The 20,528-nt window shown below is 72.8% G+C and carries 18 protein-coding genes; 10 read left to right on the top strand and 8 right to left on the bottom strand.

Features of this window, described 5'->3' with window-relative positions:
* Window positions 1-47 precede the first annotated feature (47 nt).
* Complete coding sequence (gene glpX / locus E1291_RS26200) at window positions 48-1,121, bottom strand: class II fructose-bisphosphatase (protein WP_131740727.1); 1,074 nt, start codon at window positions 1,119-1,121, stop codon at window positions 48-50.
* Between the two features lie 183 nt (window positions 1,122-1,304).
* On the opposite strand from glpX, the gene E1291_RS26205 reads away from it, so the two are divergent.
* On the top strand, window positions 1,305-1,970 hold the full coding sequence (locus E1291_RS26205) for a TetR/AcrR family transcriptional regulator (RefSeq protein WP_131740729.1): 666 nt from the start codon (window positions 1,305-1,307) through the stop codon (window positions 1,968-1,970).
* 20 nt (window positions 1,971-1,990) lie between these two features.
* Window positions 1,991-2,803, top strand: a complete 813-nt coding sequence (locus tag E1291_RS26210) for a DUF4245 domain-containing protein (RefSeq protein ID WP_242614379.1) — start codon at window positions 1,991-1,993, stop codon at window positions 2,801-2,803.
* A gap of 60 nt (window positions 2,804-2,863) precedes the next feature.
* Here E1291_RS26210 and E1291_RS26215 read toward each other — a convergent pair whose 3' ends face one another.
* Window positions 2,864-3,457 carry a DUF1707 SHOCT-like domain-containing protein gene (locus tag E1291_RS26215; RefSeq protein ID WP_131740731.1) on the bottom strand — a complete coding sequence of 198 codons (594 nt, stop codon included), beginning with the start codon at window positions 3,455-3,457 and terminating at the stop codon, window positions 2,864-2,866.
* Window positions 3,458-3,541: 84 nt separating this feature from the next.
* On the opposite strand from E1291_RS26215, the gene E1291_RS26220 reads away from it, so the two are divergent.
* The 3 genes from E1291_RS26220 (at window position 3,542) to E1291_RS26230 (ending at window position 6,659) form a co-directional block, all read left to right on the top strand.
* On the top strand, window positions 3,542-4,501 hold the full coding sequence (locus tag E1291_RS26220; protein WP_131740733.1) for an ABC transporter ATP-binding protein: 960 nt from the start codon (window positions 3,542-3,544) through the stop codon (window positions 4,499-4,501).
* A complete protein-coding gene (locus tag E1291_RS26225) occupies window positions 4,498-5,295 on the top strand; it encodes an ABC transporter permease (RefSeq protein ID WP_131740735.1) in 798 nt (265 codons plus the stop codon). The genes E1291_RS26220 and E1291_RS26225 overlap by 4 nt, the downstream gene beginning before the upstream one ends.
* A gap of 122 nt (window positions 5,296-5,417) precedes the next feature.
* Window positions 5,418-6,659 carry an MFS transporter gene (locus E1291_RS26230; RefSeq protein ID WP_131740737.1) on the top strand — a complete coding sequence of 414 codons (1,242 nt, stop codon included), beginning with the start codon at window positions 5,418-5,420 and terminating at the stop codon, window positions 6,657-6,659.
* 85 nt (window positions 6,660-6,744) lie between these two features.
* Here the strand turns inward: E1291_RS26230 and E1291_RS26235 are convergent, their stop codons facing one another.
* Entirely contained in the window at window positions 6,745-6,975 is a 231-nt protein-coding gene (locus E1291_RS26235) for a hypothetical protein (protein ID WP_131740739.1), read from the bottom strand.
* Window positions 6,976-7,004: 29 nt separating this feature from the next.
* Window positions 7,005-8,426: a MocR-like pyridoxine biosynthesis transcription factor PdxR gene (pdxR, locus tag E1291_RS26240; protein WP_131740741.1), complete on the bottom strand. Its 1,422-nt coding sequence runs from the start codon at window positions 8,424-8,426 to the stop codon at window positions 7,005-7,007.
* A 114-nt stretch (window positions 8,427-8,540) separates the two neighbouring features.
* Between pdxR and E1291_RS26245 the strand changes: the two genes are divergently transcribed.
* The 4 genes from E1291_RS26245 (at window position 8,541) to E1291_RS26260 (ending at window position 14,119) form a co-directional block, all read left to right on the top strand.
* Window positions 8,541-9,509: a DMT family transporter gene (locus E1291_RS26245; protein ID WP_207400942.1), complete on the top strand. Its 969-nt coding sequence runs from the start codon at window positions 8,541-8,543 to the stop codon at window positions 9,507-9,509.
* A gap of 85 nt (window positions 9,510-9,594) precedes the next feature.
* On the top strand, window positions 9,595-11,235 hold the full coding sequence (locus E1291_RS26250) for a fumarate hydratase (RefSeq protein WP_131740743.1): 1,641 nt from the start codon (window positions 9,595-9,597) through the stop codon (window positions 11,233-11,235).
* 107 nt (window positions 11,236-11,342) lie between these two features.
* Window positions 11,343-12,611, top strand: a complete 1,269-nt coding sequence (locus E1291_RS26255; RefSeq protein WP_131740745.1) for a serine/threonine-protein kinase — start codon at window positions 11,343-11,345, stop codon at window positions 12,609-12,611.
* A gap of 113 nt (window positions 12,612-12,724) precedes the next feature.
* Window positions 12,725-14,119, top strand: coding sequence for a class II fumarate hydratase (locus tag E1291_RS26260; protein WP_131740747.1), 1,395 nt, complete (start codon window positions 12,725-12,727; stop codon window positions 14,117-14,119).
* A gap of 49 nt (window positions 14,120-14,168) precedes the next feature.
* Here E1291_RS26260 and E1291_RS26265 read toward each other — a convergent pair whose 3' ends face one another.
* From E1291_RS26265 to abmR, 4 genes are all read right to left on the bottom strand, one after another.
* Window positions 14,169-15,032 (bottom strand): aggregation-promoting factor C-terminal-like domain-containing protein, encoded by an 864-nt coding sequence (locus tag E1291_RS26265; protein WP_131740749.1) that lies wholly within the window; start codon window positions 15,030-15,032, stop codon window positions 14,169-14,171.
* Window positions 15,033-15,825: 793 nt separating this feature from the next.
* A complete protein-coding gene (gene phoH2, locus E1291_RS26270; RefSeq protein WP_131740757.1) occupies window positions 15,826-17,142 on the bottom strand; it encodes an RNA 5'-3' helicase PhoH2 in 1,317 nt (438 codons plus the stop codon).
* A gap of 176 nt (window positions 17,143-17,318) precedes the next feature.
* Window positions 17,319-18,194, bottom strand: a complete 876-nt coding sequence (locus E1291_RS26275; RefSeq protein WP_278045284.1) for an isoprenyl transferase — start codon at window positions 18,192-18,194, stop codon at window positions 17,319-17,321.
* Window positions 18,195-18,519: 325 nt separating this feature from the next.
* The gene (gene abmR / locus E1291_RS26280; RefSeq protein WP_131740751.1) at window positions 18,520-19,041 is read right to left on the bottom strand and encodes an ATP-binding transcription factor AbmR; all 522 of its coding nucleotides are present in this window, start codon (window positions 19,039-19,041) and stop codon (window positions 18,520-18,522) included.
* Between the two features lie 108 nt (window positions 19,042-19,149).
* On the opposite strand from abmR, the gene E1291_RS26285 reads away from it, so the two are divergent.
* Window positions 19,150-20,528 (top strand): DHA2 family efflux MFS transporter permease subunit (locus E1291_RS26285; RefSeq protein ID WP_242614380.1); only part of this gene is annotated, 1,379 nt, incomplete at its 3' end.

The following is a 20,528-nucleotide window of genomic DNA, read 5'->3' on the forward strand; positions in this document are numbered from 1 at the left end:
GTCGTGGACGCCGCCCGGGGCGAGCTGGGCATCGTCGCGGGCATCACCTACAGCGACACCGCCGCTGCCGCCGCGGAGGCCGAAGCGCTGACCGCCGTGTCGAAGTTGATCGAGCTGTAGGCGCGCAGCTTGCTCAGCTGGTGCTCGCTGGAGATCGTCCGGATGGTGCCGCTGCGCGAGCGCATGACCAGCGAGTGCGTGACCGCGGTGCCCTTGCTGTAGCGGACGCCGTCGACCAGCTCGCCGTCGGTGATGCCGGTCGCGGCGAAGAACACGTCGTCGGAGGTCACCAGGTCGTCGGTGGTCAGCACCCGGCCGAGGTCGTGGCCCGCGTCGACCGCCTTGCGCCGCTCGGCCTCGTCCTGCGGCCACAGCCGGCCCTGGATCACCCCGCCCAGCGCCTTGATCGCGCACGCCGCGATGATCCCCTCGGGGGTGCCGCCGATGCCGAGCAGCAGGTCGACGCCCGTGCCGGGCCGGGACGCCATGATCGCACCGGCGACGTCGCCGTCCAGGATGAACTTGATCCGGGCGCCCGCCTCCCGGACCTCCTTGACGATGCCCTCGTGCCGGGGACGGTCCAGGATGCAGACGGTGACGCCCTCCGGCGAGGAGCCCTTGGCGCGGGCGATCGCGCGGATGTTGTCGGCGATGGGCCGCTCGATGTCCACCGCGTCCGCGGCCTCGGGCCCGGTGACGAGCTTCTCCATGTAGAACACCGCGGAGGGGTCGAACATCGACCCGCGCGGCGCCACCGACAGCACCGCGATCGCGTTGTTCATGCCGAGCGCGGTCAGCCGGGTGCCGTCCACCGGGTCCACGGCCACGTCGCACTCGGCGCCGCCGCCGTCCCCGACCTCCTCGCCGTTGTACAGCATCGGCGCGTTGTCCTTCTCGCCCTCGCCGATCACGACGACGCCCCGCATCGACACGGTGTTGATCAGCTGGCGCATCGCGTTCACGGCGGCCCCGTCGGCGCCGTTCTTGTCCCCGCGGCCGACCCAGCGGGCCGCGGACAGGGCGGCGGCCTCGGTCACCCGGACCAGCTCCATCGCCAGGTTGCGGTCGGGCGCCGCGGGCTCGGTGGCGAGCGGGGAGGAGACGGTGTTTTCGTCGGTCATGGCGGGGCAGCCCCTTCGGTCGATGGTGACTCGGATTCTCTGCGGGCCGGACGCCGGGCCACAAATTGGACCAGACCAGAGCCGGTGCGCGCGGATCCCCGGGTACCCGCCACGGGCCGGATTCGGCGGCCGCGCGGGCAAGGGATCGTATCCCCAGGGGAAGAGGGCGTAATCTCAGGCATCATGAGCAGCGACATCGACGTCACGTCCGGCGGGGCGGCGCGCGGGGGCGGCACCCGGTCCGCCGACGCCTCCGCGCGGACCTCCGACCGCGGGGCCGCCACGCGCACCGCCCTGCTGGCCGCGGCCCGGGACGTCTTCTGCGAGTCGGGCTTCGCCCAGGCCGCGGTGACCGACATCGTCGCGAAGGCCGGGGCCAGCGTCGGCAGCCTGTACCACCACTTCAACGGCAAGGCCGACCTCTACCTCACGCTGTTCGAGGAGTTCCAGGCCGGGCAGCAGGAGCGCACCCGCACGGCGATCAACGCGGTGCGGGAGGCGGGCGAGAGCGACCCGATGCGGCAGTTCATCGCGGGCGCGGGCGCCTACCTCGACGGCTGCCTGCGGGAGCGGGACGTCTCCCGGCTGTTCATCTCCGGCGACGGCCCGCCCGGCTTCGACCGCGTCATGCGCCGGCGGCTCAACAAGTGGGCGCGCCGCAACGCCGCGCTCTTCCACACCGACGACGGCGGCGTGGACGAGGCCCTGGTCATGGTGCTGACCGGCGCGATGGCGGGCGCCGTGTCGGAGATCTCGCTGATGGACGACGAGAAGGCCGCGCGGGACCTCGCCGGCGAGATCATGGCGATCCTCGGCACGATCCGGAACCCCCGTACGGAGCAGCGCTGACCGTGCGGGATCCTGGAGGGGTGAGCGACAAGAGCCCCGCCCCCGCCCAGGAGACCGAGGAGCCCGCCGCCGGCTCCGTGCCGTCCGCTGAGCCCGCCGAGCGGGGCGGGCCCGAGCCCGCGCGAGAGGACGCCGCGGACGAGCGGGATCCGGCTCCGGAGCGCCCCGCCACAGGCGATGCCGCCCCGTCCGCGTCCGCCCCGTCCGCGCCCGCCCCGTCCGCGCCGGCGACGATCGAGGTCAGCCCGGCGGTGCACAAGAGGCTGACCACGGGCCTCGGCGGGTTCACGATGGCGATGGGCGCCTGCCTGCTGCTCGTCCTGGCGGTCTTCGTGATCACGCCTCGGCACGCGAAGGAGGTGCTGCCCACCGTCGACTACCAGTCGCACCTGTGGGCGCTGCGCAACGACGCGCCGTTCACCGTGTACGCGCCGGAGGGGCTTCCGGCGCGCTGGCGGCCGACCAGCTCGCGGCTGCACGGCCTCGGCGAGGCGCGCAAGCCCGTCGCCTGGCACCTGGGGTTCGTAACGCCGAGCGACGAGTACGCGGCACTGGAGCAGAGCAACGAGAAGGCGTCCGAGTACGTCCCCAGGATGACGAACAACCGCAAGACCCTGGGCACACAACAGGTCGCCGGTTTCACCTGGACCAAGTACTACCGCAAGGACAAGAAGGCGAACTCCCTGGCCAGAACCCTGCCGGACGGCGTGAGCCTCGTGGTGACAGGAACCGCCTCCTACGAGGAACTGGCAGTCCTGGCCGCCTCGCTAAGGCCCCAGCCAAAACAAGGCGCAAAGCCCATAGCACCGGCCTCGCCCACCCCGGGCTCCTAACCCAAAACCGCGCAACGGGCCCCCAGCCCCAAGCAGACCTCAGCCGTGGGCCGGGATTGCTTAGAAACGCAACCGGTCGCGGAGGGAGCGCCGGGGGGCGCGGGCCCGCACCGACGCCAGGATGAGCGTGCCGCCGATCTCGATGGTCGGCCCATCCGTGCTGGAGCGGGTGCGCAGTTCACGGGTGCTGAGGATGGTCCGGCCCGTGACGTTCACGCGGACGCCCTCGGGGACCAGCAGCCGGATGCGGCCGCCGAGGACGGCCGAGTCCAGGACGATGTGGCGGCGTTGCAGGACGGCCTGGCGCAGGTCCAGCTCGATCGTGCCGAACAGCGCCAGCAGCGGGAGCCGGACGGGCACGACCCAGCGGCCGTCCCGGCGGGTGCGGCCGAAGACCACCGAGACGGGGCGGTCGTCGACGAGGATTGGCTGGGCCTCTTCGGGGGCGAGGTCGCCGGTGAGACCGGTCAGTTCGCCGAGTGTGCGGGCCGCGTAGGCGAGGGAGACGCGCTCGGAGTGCTCCTCGGCGGTGAGCCGGCCGTCCGCGTGGGCCTCGCCGAGCACGGACACCACGCGTTCCCGGTCGGCGTCGGACGCGCGTAGATCGCGCACGGGGACGGCCTGTTCGGCGGCCGCGCGGCGGGGGATGTCCACGTCTAGAGACTAGCGGCCGGGCGGCGAGGGCCCCGCTGGAGAAAACCAGTGGGCTTTCGTACGCCCCCTACCTAGGGTGACGTGATGACGGTGCAACGTGTTCGGCCGCCGGCCGCCGGGGCGGGCGGGGGGACCGGCACGGCGGCGGTCAGCCTCCGCGGCGTCGTCAAGCGGTTCGGTGACTTCACCGCGGTCGACGGGCTCGACCTGGAGGTGCCGCCCGGGAGCTGCATGGGCCTGCTCGGCCCGAACGGCGCCGGGAAGTCGACGACCATGAAGCTGCTGACGGCGCAGGCCATCGCGGACGAGGGCGCCATCACCGTGCTGGGCTTCCCCGTCCCCCGCGAGTCCAAGCGCGCGCGGGCGGCGATGGGGGTCGTCCCGCAACAGGACAATCTCGACGAGGAGCTGACGGCCCAGGAGAACCTGGAGGTGTTCGCGCACCTGTACCGGGTCCCGCGCCGTGAGCGCCGCGCGGCGGTGGACGCGGCGCTCGCGCTCGCGCACCTCACCGAGCGGCGCTCCACCAAGGTCGACGACCTGTCCGGGGGCATGCGCAGGCGGCTGCTGATCGCGCGGGGGCTGGTGCACCGCCCGGCCCTGGTGCTGCTGGACGAGCCGACCGTCGGCCTCGACCCGCAGGTGCGGGCGGAGCTGTGGGGGCTGATCGACGGGCTGCGCGCCGCCGGGACGACCGTGCTGATGTCCACGCACTACATCGAGGAGGCCGAGCGGCTCGCCGACGAGTGCGCGCTCATGTCGCACGGGCGGGTGATCGCGCGCGGGTCGCCCGCGCGGCTGGTCGCCGAGCACGCGGGCGAGCGGGTGGTGGAGCACTACGGCCCGCCCGACCGGCTGTCGGACGTGGAGCGGCTGGCCCACGGCGCCGGGCTGCCCACGCGCCGGACGGGCCCGTCGGTGTCGGTGCTGAAGGCCGAGACCATCCCGCCGTCCCTGGACTCTGAGCTCGGCCCGGACGGGGTGCGCCGTGCCGCCAGCCTCGAAGACGTGTTCGTCGTGCTGACCGGGGAGCGTGTGGAATGACGGCGCCGGCGGGGACGCCCGAGCGGCTGCGGCGGTTCGAGACGGCGCCGGTCACGGGGATCTGGCGGCACGAGCTGGCCCTGTACAAGCGGTACTGGAAGTCCCAGTCGTTCGCCTCGATGGTGGAGCCGACGTTCTTCCTGCTCGCCTTCGGTTACGGGTTCGGTTCCATGGTCGCGATGGTCGGCCACTACCGCTACCTGGACTTCGTCGCGACGGGGGTGGTCGGCACCGCGGCGCTGTTCACGTCGGTGTTCCCCGGCATGTTCAACGGCTATATCAGGCGCGTGTTCCAGCACACCTATGACGCGATGCTGGCCGCGCCGGTGGACGTCCACGAACTGGTGACGGCCGAGGCGAGCTGGATCGCGGCCAAGTCGGCGGTGTACTCGTGCACGCCGCTGGTGGTGGCGCTGTTCTTCGGGCTGGACCCGGCGTTCGGCATGCTCCTCGTGCCGTTCGTGGCGTTCTTCACCGCGCTGGGGTTCGGGCTGTTCGGCATGTGGACGTCCTCGGTCGTCCCGTCGATCAACTCGTTCGACTACGTGATCACGGGGGTGGTGACGCCGCTGTTCCTGATCGCCGGGACGTTCTTCCCGGTCGGCGCGCTGCCCGGGTGGGCGCGGTACACGGCGCACCTCAACCCGCTGTTCCACTGCGTGGAGCTGGTCCGGCACGCCGTCTTCGGGCTTCGCCCGATGGCGGACCTCGGCCACCTGGGAGCCCTGGTGCTGTTCGCCGCGCTCATGTGGATCATCGCGGTGCGCGGGATGCGGCGCCGGCTCATCGACTGACGGCGCGCCCCCGCGTCGACACCGCGTCGACCCTGCGTCGACCCGGCGTTGACCCTGCGCGGGCCCTTTATCTACGCTGACGCGAATTCTTTTCACGTTAGGCCGTCGAGAGGTCGGGCCGCATGGATCAGGGCACTACACCGCGGGACCGCCGGGCCCGGATCTCGGCCTACGCCGCCTTCTCCGTCCAGGGCCTCTGCTTCGCCTCGCTCGTGACGCAGGTCCCGCGGATACAGGAGGCGCACCACCTGAGCGACGCCACGCTGTCGCTGGTGCTGCTGACGGTCCCCCTGGTCGCGGGGGTGGGCAGCGTCGTGTCCGGCGCGCTGTTCCGGCGGCTCGGCAGCGGCCCGGTGCTGTGCGCGTCCCAGCCGGCCGTCTGCCTCACGATCGCCGTGATCGGCCTCACCGGCGACGACGACCTCGCGCTGTACGCCGCGGTGGCGCTGTTCGGCCTGTTCGTCGGCGCCGTCGACGCCTCGATGAACGCGCAGGCCGTCGCGGTCGAGCGGCGGTACGGCACCAGCCTGATCACCGGGTTCTACGCCGTGTGGAGCGTCGCGGGGATCCTCGGTGGGCTGTGGGCGTCGCTGACGAACCGCGCCGGCCTGCCGGCGGCCGCCGGTTTCGCGATCGCCGCGGCGGTGGGCGCCGCCGGCTCGGCGGCCACCGGGCACGGGCTCTACGGCCGGGCGGAGGAGGCCGGCGGGCCGTCCGCCGCCGAACTGCGGGCCGCCGGGCGGGCCGTCCCGTGGCGGCCGATCCTCGTCGTCGGCGCCGCCATGGCGGTGGCCTACCTCGCCGACTCGGCGATCTCCGCCTATGGCGCCGAGTACCTGGACGACGAGCTGTCGGGGCGCTCCTGGGTCGCGCCGCTCGGCTACGTCGCCTACCAGGTCGCGATGGTGGCCGGCCGCGCCGTCGCCGACCTCGCCGTGCGGCGCGCGGGCCCGGTGCGGGTGGTGCGGCTGGGCGCGCTGACCGGCACCGCCGGGATGGCGGGCGTGGTCGCCGCCCCGGACGCGGCCGCCGCGATCGCCGCGTTCGCCGTCGCCGGGCTCGGCCTCAGCGTGATCGCCCCGGTGGCGTTCACGGCGGCCGGACGGGTCGACCCGACCGGCCTGGGGGTCGCCGTCGCCCGCGTCAACATCTTCAACTACGTGGGGTTCGTGCTCGGCGCCGCCGTCGTCGGCGCGATCGCGCCGGTCAGCGCCGACCACGGCCTGCGGCTGGCCTTCGCCGTCCCGGCCGCGCTGGTCCTGGTGGCCTTCGCGACCGCTCCGGGCTTCGCGCCCGCGCCCGTCCCGGACGCCCGCGCACCTCGCGCGCACGGTGGCCCGGAAACGACCTCAGCAGTCAGGTGAGCGCATGACCGTCCCGGGTGAGGCCGCGCAGGCGGGCCTCATCCCGGGACGGTCACGAAACGGTTCGCGCTCGCGCGGTGACCGGCTACGCATCTTCGAGGGCCGTGATGGCGCGTTCTCCTTCGGTCAGTGCCTGTTCGGGGGTCAGGTCCTTCAGCGCCTGGCTGAGCGCGACCTCCGCCGCGTCGGCCGCGGCCCGCAGGGTCACGGCGTGTTCCTGGGCACGCTCCAACGCGCCAAGACCTACGCAGTCGAAGGCCACCTGGGCGTCGTGACCCGCCATCTTCAGCTGCCGCGCGGCCTCTTCGAGACTCATCCATACCTCCTACACCGGGGACCGTGGTCCTACCCCCGGGCACCGTGGGCAATCGCGCGCCCCAGCAGTTCCGCGGCGGTCGCCAGCCGCGCCTCGCCGAGCCGGGCGTAGCCGAGCACGAGCGCGGGCGGCGCCGCGTCCGCCCGCCCGGACGAGCGCATGGAGCGGGCCCCGGCGACCGCGACCCCGGCGCGCCCGGCGGCGGCGACGACGCGGTCCTCGTCGCAGCCGGGCGGAAGCTCCACATAGAGATGGATGCCCGCTGAGACGCCCCGAACCACCGCGCCGGGGACGTGCGCGCGGATCGCGTCGGCGAGCGCGTCGCGGCGGGCCCGGTACCGGCGCCGCATCGTGCGCAGATGCCGGTCGTAGGCGCCGCCGCGGATGAACTCGGCGAGCGCGTGCTGTTCCAGGACGGGCGAGCCGAGGTCGGTGCGCGCGCGGTGCAGGCGCAGCCGCTCGGCGACGGGCGGCGGCGCGACCGCCCAGCCGAGCCGCAGCGCCGGGGCGAGCGACTTGCTGACCGAGCCGAGCAGCACCACCCGGTCGGGTTCGACGCCCTGAAGGCAGCCGACCGGCTCACGGTCGTAGCGGAACTCGGCGTCGTAGTCGTCCTCGATGATCAGCCCGTCCACCGTCCGGGACCAGGCGATCAGCTCGGCGCGGCGGCACGCCGACAGCACCACGCCGGTCGGGTACTGGTGCGCGGGCGTGACGAGCACCGCCCGCGCGCCGGAGGCGGCCAGCGCGTCCACGTCCACGCCGTCACGGTCCACCGGGACGCGCACGACGCGCAGGCCGGAGGCCGCGAGCGCCGGCAGCTGCCGGACGCTCGTCGGGTCCTCGACCGCGAGCGCCGTGTGCCCGGCGGCGCGCAGCAGCCCGGCGAGCGCGGACAGCCCGTGCGCCACCCCGTTCATGATCACTACGCGGCCGGCGTCGGCGTGCGCCGCGCGGACCCGGCTGAGGTAGCCGGCCAGCTCGGTGCGCAGGGCGGGGACGCCGGCCGGGTCCGGATACGCGAGCGCCTCGTGCGGGACGGTGCGCAGCGCGGCGCGGACCGCGGCCAGCCAGCGGTCGCGCGGGAACGCCGACAGGTCGGGTTGGCCGGGCCACAGGTCGAAGCGGGGCACGGCCTCGGCCGGCCCGTCCGGTGCCGGGGCGGCGGCCGGCCCGGTGGGCGGCGCGGACGTCTCGTCGGGGCGGGCGAGCGGCGCGATCCGGGTGCCGTCGCCGCGCCGGGCGACCAGGAACCCCTCGGCGGTCAGCTGCTCGTAGGCGGCCACGACGACGCCCCGGGAGACGTCCATGTCGCGTGCCAGGTCGCGGCTGGAGGGCAGCCGGGTCCCGGCGGTGAGCCTGCCGGACCGCACGGCCGAGCGGAAGCCCGCGGCGATCTGCGCGGAGAGCCGTCCGGCGGTCCGGTCGAGTGGGAGATGAAGGTCGGTCACGTAACGTTCAGCGTCCGGGGGGACGACCTGTGTCACGGCCGCCCCAATGGTCCTGTTTCATCTGTTGCCATTGGTCCTTCTTCAAGGACCACACGCCTCCTAGCCTGACATGCCATGAGCGTGCACTCCCAGCGGCGGGGCATGGCCGGCGCCGGAACCGCGATGGTCCTCGTCGGATCCCTGACCGCGGTGTCGGCGACGATCTCCGGCTATCCCGTCTTCGGCGGCCAGGCGGTCCGGTACGCGGTCGCCGCGCTCGTCCTGCTGCTCGTCACGCGGTTCGCCGGCGGCCCGGCGCGGCGCCCGGCGGCGCGCGACTGGGCGCTGCTCACGGCGCTCGCGGCGACCGGGCTGGTCGCGTTCAACGTGTCCATCGTGGCGGCGACCCGGGACACGAGCCCGGCCACGATCAGCACCGTGATCGCGACCGTCCCGATCGTGCTGGCGCTGGCCGGCCCCCTCATGGAGCGGCGCCGCCCGGCCCCCGCCGTCGTGGTGGCGGCCTGCGTGGTCGCGGCGGGCGCCGCCCTCGCCAACGGCCTGGGCGGCGGCACCCCGCGCGGGCTGCTGCTCTCGCTCTGCGCGCTCGGCGGCGAGGTGTGCTTCTCGCTGCTGGCCGTCCCGCTGCTGCCGCGCCTCGGCCCGCTGCGCGTGTCGGCCTACTCCGCCGCGCTCGCCGTCCCGATGCTGCTGGCAGCCGGCCTCGCCGCCGACGGCGCGGCCGTGCTGCGCGCCCCCACGGCGACCGAGCTCGCAGGCTTCGGCTACCTGTCGGTGATCGTCACCACGATCGCGTTCCTGCTCTGGTACGACGCCCTCGGACGGCTCGGCCCCGACCGCGCCGGCCTGTTCGCGGGTGTGATCCCGATCAGCGCGGTCGCCGCCACGGTCGCGCTCGGCATCGATCCCCCGGGCCCCGCCGACCTGGCCGGCGCCGTCCTGGTCGGCTGCGGCGTCGTCATCGGCCTCCGCGCGCCCCACCCGAACCCCGCCGCAACCTCTCGGGAGATCCCCTCGCCCCTCATCAGTACAGATCCCGCGCCCCCGTCCCCGGCTCCCCAGACCCCGACTCCAGCCGCGTGAACACCACCCGCGGAGGCCGGACTCGGGCGGGCGGCCGTACCCTGGGGGCGGCCCCCTACTGGAATCGCGCGAGGATCTGTCTGAGATGCCTGAGTTCTCCTACACCGACCTGCTGCCGCTCGGCTCGGACGAGACCGACTACCGGCTCGTCACCGCGGACGGGGTGTCGACCTTCGAAGCGAACGGGCGGACGTTCCTGCAGGTGGAGCCGGAGGCGCTGCGGCTGCTGACCGAGACGGCCATGCGGGACATCGCGCACCTGCTGCGGCCGGCGCACCTGGCGCAGCTGCGCCGGATCCTGGACGACCCGGAGGCGTCGCCGAACGACCGGTTCGTCGCGCTGGACCTGCTGAAGAACGCGAGCATCGCGTCCGGGGGCGTGCTGCCCATGTGCCAGGACACCGGCACGGCCATCGTCATGGGCAAGCGCGGGCAGCACGTGCTCACCGACGGGCGTGACGAGGAGCACATCTCGCGCGGTGTGTACGACGCCTACACGAAGCTGAACCTGCGCTACTCGCAGATGGCGCCGGTCACGATGTGGGACGAGAAGAACACCGGGACGAACCTGCCCGCGCAGGTCGAGCTGTACGCGGCGCCGGGTGAGGCGTACAAGTTCCTGTTCATGGCCAAGGGCGGGGGCAGCGCGAACAAGTCGTTCCTGTTCCAGGAGACCAAGGCCGTGCTGAATCCCAAGCGGATGATGGCGTTCCTGGAGGAGAAGATCCGGTCGCTGGGGACGGCGGCCTGCCCGCCGTACCACCTGGCGATCGTGGTGGGCGGCACGTCGGCGGAGTACGCACTGAAGACCGCGAAGTACGCCTCGGCGCACTACCTGGACACGATGCCCGCCGAGGGCTCCCCGCTCGGCCACGGGTTCCGTGACCTGGAGCTGGAGCTTCAGGTGTTCGAGCTGACGCAGCGGCTGGGGATCGGCGCCCAGTTCGGCGGCAAGTACTTCTGCCACGACGTGCGGGTGATCCGGCTGCCGCGGCACGGCGCGTCCTGCCCGGTGGCGATCGCCGTGTCGTGCAGCGCCGACCGGCAGGCGGTGGCGAAGATCACGGCGGAGGGCGTGTTCCTGGAGCGGCTGGAGACCGACCCGGCGCGGTTCCTGCCCGACACGACGGACGAGCACCTGGACGAGGGGGTCGTGAGCATCGACCTGAACCGTCCGATGGACGAGATCCGGGCGGAGCTGACCCGGTACCCGGTGAAGACGCGGCTGTCGCTGACCGGTCCGCTGGTGGTGGCGCGCGACATCGCGCACGCCAAGATCAAGGAGCGGCTGGACGCGGGCGAGCCGATGCCGGCGTACCTGCGCGACCACGCCGTCTACTACGCGGGACCGGCCAAGACGCCCGAGGGGTACGCGTCCGGGTCGTTCGGCCCGACGACGGCCGGGCGGATGGACTCCTACGTCGAGCAGTTCCAGGCGGCGGGCGGGTCCCTGGTCATGCTGGCCAAGGGGAACCGGTCCAAGCAGGTCACCGACGCGTGCGCGGCGCACGGCGGGTTCTACCTCGGTTCGATCGGCGGGCCGGCCGCCCGGCTCGCGCAGGACTGCATCAAGAAGGTCGAGGTTCTGGAGTACCCGGAACTCGGCATGGAGGCGGTCTGGAAAATCGAGGTCGAGGACTTCCCGGCCTTCGTCGTGGTGGACGACAAGGGCGAGGACTTCTTCGCCGACACCGCGGGACCTGTGCTGACCATCGGCCGCCGCTGAGGGTTGGCAGGCGATAACAACCTGTAGATCACATTATTGGCCTGAAATCCGCATTGGTCGCACGGTCTCCCGGATGACCACGTGGCCACTCCGGTATCTTTTCCGCCATGTCACAGTCAGAGCGCCTCGTACTCGCGACGCGCTATCGGCTGGTCTCGGAGCTCGGCCAGGGCGCCAACGGCACCGTGTGGAGAGGGCATGACGAGCTCCTTGATCGCGCGGTCGCGATCAAGGAGCTGCGGCTTCCCGGCGAGCTCTCCGAGGACGAACGCGTCGTCTTCTACCGCCGCACGCTCCGGGAGGCGCGGGCGCCCGCGCAGCTGCGGGCGCACTCCATCGTCGAGGTCTACGACGTCGTCATCGAGCAGGGCCGCCCCTGGATCGTGATGGAGATGATCGAGGCGCCCAACCTCGAGCAGCTCATCGAGCGTTCCGGCCCGCTCCCGCCCGAGCGGGTCGCGCACATCGGGCGGCGGCTGCTGGACGCCCTGAACACCGCGCACAAGGCCGGGATCGTGCACCGCGACCTCAAGCCCAGCAACGTGCTGCTGGACGGCGACAGGGTCGTGCTGACCGACTTCGGGCTGGCCTTCTCCTCGGGCTCGGCCAGCCTGACCAAGACGGGCCATTTCATGGGCTCGCCCGCCTACGTCGCGCCCGAGGTCGCGGCCGGCGAGAAGGCCACCCCCCGGTCCGACCTGTGGTCGCTCGGCGCGACGCTGTACGCGGCGCTGGAGGGCCGTCCGCCCTTCGAACGCGACAACGTGATGGCGACGCTCAGCGCGCTCGCCAACGAGTCGACCCCGGCGCCGCAGAACGCCGGGGTGCTCGCCCCGGTGATCACCGGGTTGCTGGAGAAGAACCCGACCCGCCGGCTCAGCCACGCCCGCGCGGCCGACCGGCTGGAGCGCGCGCTGACCGGGCCCCGGTCCGGCCGCCGCGCGCCGACCCCCCGCTACCGGCTGATGGCGGTGATCGCGCTGGTCGGCGCGACCGTCGCGTCCTGCGGCATCGGCGCCACCGCGCTCATCGTCGGGATGGTGCGGGAGAACCCGGGCCCCTCCCCCACCGCGACCGGGACGGCGCGCCCGACCGGGCAGGACGACCTGCCGGACGGCGTCGCCTCCAGCACGCTCGTGGTGCGGGCCCGCGCCGCCGGCTGCAAGATCTTCGTGTCGGTGCCGGGCTCGGCGGTCACCGTGCTCACCGACGAGACGCTCGCGGTGGGCGAGGCGCGCAAGTACGACCAGCAGCACCTGAACGCGGTGGTCTACGACGCGTCCGCCTGCGACGTCTGGGTGAACGGGCAGCGCAAGCCCCTGGGCGGGGCCGGTGAGCGCAGGAGCTACACGCTGACGCGGGCCGTCGGCGGCTGACCGTCCCTCCGCCCGCCGGGGCCGTTCTCTCCGCCCGCCGGGAATGCGCGGACCTCCCGCGGAGCTGCCACCAGTGGCGGCGGAGATAGATTCGTGTCGGAGGTGGCTTTTCCATGACCGAGCAGGAGTTCCGTGTGGAACACGACTCCATGGGCGAGGTCCGGGTCCCCGCGGCGGCCAAGTGGCGGGCGCAGACACAGCGGGCGGTGGAGAACTTCCCGATCTCGGGGCGGACGCTGGAGCCGGCGCACATCGCCGCGCTCGGCCAGATCAAGGCCGCCGCGGCGGCGGTGAACGCCGAGCTGGGGGTACTGGACGCCGAGCTCGCTGCGGCGATCGGCGAGGCCGCCCGGGAGGTCGCGGCGGGACGGTGGGACGACCAGTTCCCGGTCGATGTGTTCCAGACCGGGTCGGGCACGTCCTCCAACATGAACGCCAACGAGGTCGTGGCGACGCTGGCGCAGGAGCGGCTCGGCCGCCCGGTGCATCCGAACGACCACGTGAACGCCTCCCAGTCGTCCAACGACGTGTTCCCGTCGTCGATCCACCTCGCGGCCACCGGGGCCGTCGTGCGGGACCTGATCCCCGCGCTGTGGCATCTGGAGGCCGCCCTCGCGCGGAAGGCGGCCGCGTTCGCGACGGTCGTGAAGTCGGGCCGCACCCACCTGATGGACGCCACGCCGGTCACGCTCGGCCAGGAGTTCGGCGGCTACGCGGCGCAGGTCCGGTACGGCGTCGAGCGGCTGGAGGCGGTGCTGCCGCGGCTGGCCGAGCTGCCGCTGGGCGGCACGGCGGTCGGCACCGGGATCAACACGCCCGCGGGGTTCGGTGCCCGCGCGGTCGCCGAGCTGGCGCGGGCCACCGGCCTGCCGCTGACCGAGGCGCGCGACCACTTCGAGGCCCAGGGCGCCAGGGACGGCCTGGTGGAGGCCAGCGGCGCGCTGCGCACGATCGCGGTCGGCCTCACCAAGATCGCCAACGATCTGCGCTGGATGGGCTCGGGACCGCGGGCCGGGCTCGCCGAGATCCGGCTGCCGGACCTGCAGCCCGGCTCCTCGATCATGCCGGGGAAGGTCAACCCGGTGATCCCCGAGGCGGTCGCGCAGGTGGCGGCGCAGGTCATCGGGAACGACGCGGCGGTCGCGTTCGGCGGCGCCGCGGGCAGCTTCGAGCTGAACGTGATGCTGCCCATGCTGGCCCGCAACGTCCTGGAGTCGGTGTCCCTGCTGGCGAGCGCGTCCCGCCTGCTCGCGGACCGGTGCGTGGACGGCGTCGAGGCCGACGAGGAGCGGCTGCGCGAGTACGCCGAGTCGTCCCCGTCGATCGTGACGCCCCTGAACCGCTACATCGGCTACGAGGAGGCGGCGGCGGTCGCCAAGCAGGCCCTCAAGGAGCGCCGCACCATCCGCGAGGTGGTCCTGGAACGCGGCTACGTGGACGCGGGCAAACTGACCCTGGAGCAACTGGACGAGGCCCTGGACGTCCTCAAGATGACGAACGCGTCGTAGCGATCGGCCCTGGGACGTGCCGGGCGCGTCCCAGGGCCGGCCGGCGGATCTAGTACCAGCCGACGGACTGGGAGTGCTGCCAGGCGGCGCAGGGGGTCTTGTAGCGGCTCTTGATGTAGCCGAGGCCCCACTTGATCTGGGTGCTGGCGCTGTTCTGCCAGTCGGAGCCCGCGCTGGCCATCTTGGAGCCGGGCAGGGCCTGCGGAATCCCGTACGCGCCCGAAGTGGGGTTGGCCGCGTGGGTGTTCCAGTGGCTCTCCTTGTTCCACAGGTTCACCAGGCAGCCGAACTCGCCGGAGCCGCTGAAGCCGTAGCCGCCCAGGAGCCGCTTGGCGATCTGCTGCGCGGCGCCCGCCGGGACGGGGTCGCCGGTCGGCCCGCCGGGGCTGCTGGAGGTGCCGGGGCTCGGCTTGTCGTCCGGCTTCTTGGTCGGGATCGGCGAGCCCTTGGGCAGGAGGGTCGGGCCCTTGCCGTCGTCCTCGCGCACGGCGCGGGAGGCGCGGTCGAGCGCCTGCTTGCGGCGCTGCGCCTCCATGACCTTCGGGTCCACCTGCGGGACGGCCTCGGTGGGGTCGGCCACCGGCTTCTCGGCGGCCACGGTCGTCTTGCCGCCGCCGGAGCCGCCGGTCAGCGCCATCGCCGCGACCGCTCCGCCGCCGACCACGACGACGGCACCCGCGGCGACCGCCGCGATCCGCAGGCCGTTGCGCTTCCCAGAGCCGCCAGAGCCGCCGGAGCCGCGTCCGGAGCGGCCGCGGGGTCCCGCGGGAAGGCCGGGACCGGAGACGAGCTCGTCGTGCTCGCCCGCCGGGCCGGACGCGCCGGCGTACGGCGCGGAGTGCGGGGGCTGCTGGAGGCCGAGCGTGTCGCCGGCGGGCGCCGCGGGGCGGCCCGCCGAGCCGGCGACCTTCACGTCGTCCTCGTGGGGGATCCGGGGGCCCTGGGCCGGGGCCTCGGCCGCGGCGCCGGGCGCCCACGGCTCCTGGGGGGCAAAGCTCTGTCGATCGTCTCGCCTAGGGGACCCGGGGCGGTCTCCGGACAAGGCGGTCCTTCCGACGGTCGCGCGCGCATGGACGCGCGCGCGAGCTGTTTTCCACCTCCGGCCCGGCCGCCGCCCGAAAGGGGGGCGGTCCCGGGCCCGGAGCGATTCCGGCTTCACCACGCGGTCTTGGGGGCGCACGGCGGGCGTTCACCGCTCGGGGTGCTTACGAGGGAACACAATGCCCGAGCCAGAGGGCTCCCCCGCAACCGAAACGAGACGAATGGTGACGATGGCCCCGCTGTCAACTAGCCGGAAAGATCGCCGAAACCCCCCTCAGACCTGCGATTCCCCATCAACCGCCACCATTATGTGACGTTCATCACAAACTAACGCTACGAGGTTTGATGATCACTCTAAGTCCGCATTGTTCACCGGAACTTAATCCGTTAGATCACGACCCCCCGGCCCGTCGGGGCCAGGGGGAGGCCCGAGATACGCGAGGACTGTCTCAAAGTGGCCGGCCGTCACGCGAGCGCGCGACCTGACCGGCGGGGCGACGCCGAAGGCGAGCCCCGCCGGGAAGATCGCGAAGCGATTCGCGCTCGCACAAGAACGGTCACGAAGCGAGCGCCGGCGAGCGCAGTGGGCCGGGCTTGCAAAAAACACAGCGCGCTCGCACAAGAACGGTCACGAAGCGAGCGCCGGCGAGCGCAGTGGGCCGGGCCTAACCAACAGGGTCCCCGAGCATGTCGGTCACCAGGGCGGCGATCGGCGACCGTTCGGACCGGGTCAGCGTCACGTGCGCGAACAGCGGATGGCCCTTGAGGCGCTCCACCACCGCCGCGACGCCGTCGTGCCGGCCGACCCGGAGGTTGTCGCGCTGGGCGACGTCATGGGTGAGGACGACCCGCGACCCCGCGCCGATCCGGGAGAGGACGGTGAGCAGGACGCCGCGTTCCAGGGACTGGGCCTCGTCCACGATGACGAAGGCGTCGTGCAGGGACCGTCCGCGGATGTGCGTGAGCGGCAGGACCTCCAACATGCCACGGTCCAAAACCTCGTCGATGACTTCGGGTGTGGTGACCGCCGAGAGGGTGTCGTAGACGGCCTGCGCCCAGGGCGACATCTTCTCGTTCTCCGAGCCCGGCAGATAGCCGAGCTCCTGCCCGCCGACCGCGTACAGCGGGCGGAACACCACGACCTTGCGGTGCCGGCGGCGCTCCATGACCGCCTCCAGGCCGGCGCACAGGGCGAGGGCCGACTTGCCCGTGCCGGCCCGGCCGCCGAGCGAGACGATGCCGACGTCCTCGTCCATCAGCAGGTCCAGCGCGATGCGCTGCTCGGCGGACCGGCCGCGCAGCCCGAACACCTCCCGGTCGCCGCGCACCAGCCGGACGGACTTGTCGGGCTGGACGCGGCCGAGCGCGGAGCCGCGCTCCGACAGCAGCCGCAGCCCGGTGTGGCACGGCAGTTCCCGCGCCTCCTCCACCTCGGTGCTCCCCGCGTCGTACAGCTCCTCCACGACGCCGCCCGAGATCTCCAGCTCGCGCATCCCGGTCCATCCGGACTCGACGACCGCGAGCTCGGCCCGGTACTCCTCGGCGGGGAGCCCGACCGCGGACGCCTTCACCCGCATCGGCAGGTCCTTGGAGACCAGGACGACGTCGCGGCCCTCGCTGGCCAGCCAGCCCGCGACGGAGAGGATCCGGGTGTCGTTGTCACCGAGCCTGAACCCGTCGGGCAGCACGCTCGGGTCGGAGTGGTTGAGCTCGACTCGGAGCGTTCCGCCCTGCTCTCCGAGTGGCAGCGCCTCGTCCAGCCGGCCGTGCTCCAGCCTCAGGTCGTCGAGCGTGCGCAGGGCCTGCCGGGCGAAGTAGCCGAGCTCGGGGTGGTGCCGCTTGGCCTCGAGCTCGGAGATGACGACGATGGGGAGTACGACCTCGTGCTCGGCGAACCGGGTCATCGCCCCGGGATCGGCGAGCAGGACGCTGGTGTCGAGGACGTACGTGCGCCGGTCCGGAACAGGCGTTCCGGAAGGGATCCCGGGGACGGGACGGCGCGGGGAGGTTGTGGCCACTCGATCTCCCTGATCATGGGGTTGCGATCCTCGCCCGCCGGTGAGGGCGGGCGCCACTACCGGTGGCGCAGCAGTCCGCCCCCGCGCGGCCGGTGACCCCGGTCGGGGGGCGGCCTGGGGCGGTGATCAGTGGCTGACCGTCAGGAACCGTAGCGCCGGTGCCGCGCGGCGTAGGAGCGCATCGCCCGGAGGAAGTCGACCTTGCGGAAGTCCGGCCAGTGGACCTCGCAGAAGTAGAACTCCGAGTGGGCGCTCTGCCAGAGCATGAAGCCGGAGAGACGCTGCTCGCCCGACGTTCGGATGACCAGGTCCGGGTCCGGCTGGCCGCGCGTGTAGAGATGCTCCGCGATGTGCTCCACGTCGAGGACCTCGGCGAGTTCCTCGATGCTGGTGCCCTGACTGGCCTGCTCGATGAGCAGAGAGCGCACCGCATCAGCGATCTCACGCCTACCTCCATACCCAACGGCGACGTTCACAATCAGCCCTGGAGCGTCGGATGTCGCCTCACCCGCGTCTTTCAGGACGCGAGCGGTCTTATCGGGCAGAAGATCGAGCGCGCCGACGGGCTTGACGTGCCAGCCGTCGGCGGCGAGCTGGCGGACGGTGTTCTCGATGATCTCCAGGAGCGGATCGAGCTCTGCGGCGGGCCGGCTCAGGTTGTCGGTGGACAGCAGCCAGAGCGTGACGTGCTCGACGCCGGCCTCGGTGCTCCACTGGAGCAGTTCCGAGATCTTGTCGGCGCCGCGCTGGTGCCCGGTGTTGACGTCGGTCAGGCCCATGGAGCGGGCCCAGCGGCGGTTGCCGTCCAGGATGACCCCGACGTGGCGGGGGGTGATGTCGGCGGGCAGGGACGCCTCGACGCGGCGCTCGTACATCCGGTAGACGGCGTCGCGGACCGCCGCGTACGGGCCGCTGCGGCGGATCACGGCCGCCAGTGGGCCCCCCTCGGAGGGGTTGCGGCGCACCCCTTCCCGGCGCGCGGCGCCACGCGACATCCCGCTACGCCGAACCCCCATATGGGCACCCCTTCGAGCGACGGTCCCTGATGCGAAACGACGCTCAATTATGGCCCGACGGCGATACTTCTCCCACCGTTCCGGTGATGTCAGGCTGGCTCGCTTATGAGCCGTCTGGCCACTCCCGGCCCGTTACGGTCCGTCCGATACCGATCCCCGTGCGAGGCGGCACCAGGGCCGCGCGTGGCCGTCTCTGGCCATACCCGGCCACAGTGCCGACCCACAGTGCCGACCGCAGTGCCGACAGCGATGCCGACTCGCAGCGCCGACCCGCAGTGCCAACCCACAGTGCCAACCTGCGATGCCGGCTGAGCGGGCCGGGGGCTCAGGCCTGCGGGCCTGCGGCGCGGGCGCGCTCGACGTGCTCCAGCGCGCTGCGCAACTCCGCCAGCCACTCGTCGGTGTTCTTGCCGACCAGGCGCACGCACCAGGCGAGCGCGTCGCTGCGGCTGCGGGCCACGCCGGCCTCCACGAGGGTGTCCAGGACGCGGCGCTCGGGCTGCCGCAACCGGGTCATGACCGGTACCGACAGCGTGGTGAACATCTCCCGCTGGTCGCCGCAGTCGGCGCCCCAGGAGACCTTGTGGCCGAACCGGTGCTCGGCCTCGCGGGCGATGGCGATGCGCTGGTCGCGGGTGTCCTCGCGGAAGCGCTGGATGTGACCGGCGAGCGCGGCCGCCCGCTCGGTCGGTGACACCTCCGCCGCGGCGGCGGGTTCGGGCAGCCGGCCGACGACGCTGACCTCCTCGCGATCGAGGACGACCTCCAGGGCCCCCTCGAACCATCCCTCCGGGAGGCGCCCGGAGAACCAGCCTCGCAGCTGCTCAGCCGCTTCACTCGTAGTCATGTAATCAAAATTACATCCTTCCATCGTGGCCGCGCCAGCCTTCGCAGAGGTTTGACATTCGCCATCTTTTGGGAGTTACATTCACTTTGTAGCTACCATCATTTGGAGGTGACCCTCGTGACAGTGTCCTCGTCCCGGCGCTGGTTCGGGCTGGGCGCGCTCGCCGTGAGCATGCTGGCCATCGGACTCGACATCACGATCCTCAACGTGGCGCTGACCACGATTTCGGAGGAGTTGCACGCCGGCACGAGTCAGCTGCAGTGGATCGTCGACTCCTACATGCTGGTCTTCGCGGCGCTGCTACTGCCGGCGGGGCTGCTCGGCGACCGGTTCGGCCGCAAGTGGCTACTGATCGCGGGCCTGGCGGTGTTCGGCGCGGCCTCGCTCGGCGGGGCCCTGGCCGACGGCACCGGCGGCGTGATCGTGGCCCGCACCTTCATGGGCCTCGGCGCCGCGATCGTCACGCCGCTGTCCATGTCGATACTGCCCGCGATCTTCCCGCCGGAGGAGCGGACCCGGGCCATCGCGATCTGGTCGGCCTCGACGGCGCTCGGGCTGCCGCTCGGCCCGCTGCTCGGCGGCTGGCTGCTGGAGCACTACTGGTGGGGCTCGATCTTCCTGATCAACGTCCCGGTCGTGGTGCTGGGCACGGTCGCCGTGGCGCTGCTGCTGCCCGAGAGCAAGGACCCCGCCGCGCCCCGCGTGGACGGCGTCGGCTCGCTGCTGTCGATGGGCGGCCTCGTCGCGCTCGTGTACGGGGTCATCGAGGAGCCCGTGCGGGGCTGGGGCGCGCCGGCCGTGCTCGCCTCGTTCGGCGCCGCGATCGTCCTGCTCACCTTCTTCGTGCTCTGGGAGCGGCGGGCCCGCGAGCCGCTGGTGGACGTCGGGCTGTTCCGCGACCCCGCGTTCGTCTGGCCGATGATCGCCGCGGTCGCCGCGAGCCTGGTGATGACCGGGGCCCTCTTCGTCCTGCCGCAGTACCTCCAGGCCGTCCAGGGCAACGGCGTGTTCGGGACCGGGCTGCGGCTGATCCCGATGCTGCTCGGCCTTCTCGGGGGCGGCGTCGTCACCGACCGCGTGGCGCCCCGCGCCGGGCACAAGCCGATCATGGTGACCGGGCTGCTGGTGATGGCGGCGGGCCTCGGCTGGGGCGCGACCACCGCCGTGGGCGACCCCTACTCCACCACGTGCCTGTGGCTGATCCTGCTCGGGCTCGGCTGCGGGCTGTCGCTGATCCCGGCGATGGACGCGCTCCTCGCGGCGCTGCCCCCGGACCAGGCCGGGCGCGGCTCGGGGCTGGTCCACACGCTCCGCAACGGCGCCGGCACGCTCAGCGTCGCGGCCCTCGGCAGCCTGCTGTCGGGCGTCTACCGCGACCGCGTCGAGACCGGCCGCCTCCATCACCCCGAGGATCACGAGCCAGGTACCGGCGTCCCCGTCCGTCGCCTTCTCCGGCGGACGCGCCGGCGGATCGGGCGGCCACGTGA

Origin of the sequence: Actinomadura roseirufa (assembly GCF_900659635.1) — a bacterium.
In the GTDB taxonomy this organism is placed as follows: Bacteria; Actinomycetota; Actinomycetes; order Streptosporangiales; family Streptosporangiaceae; genus Spirillospora; species Spirillospora roseirufa.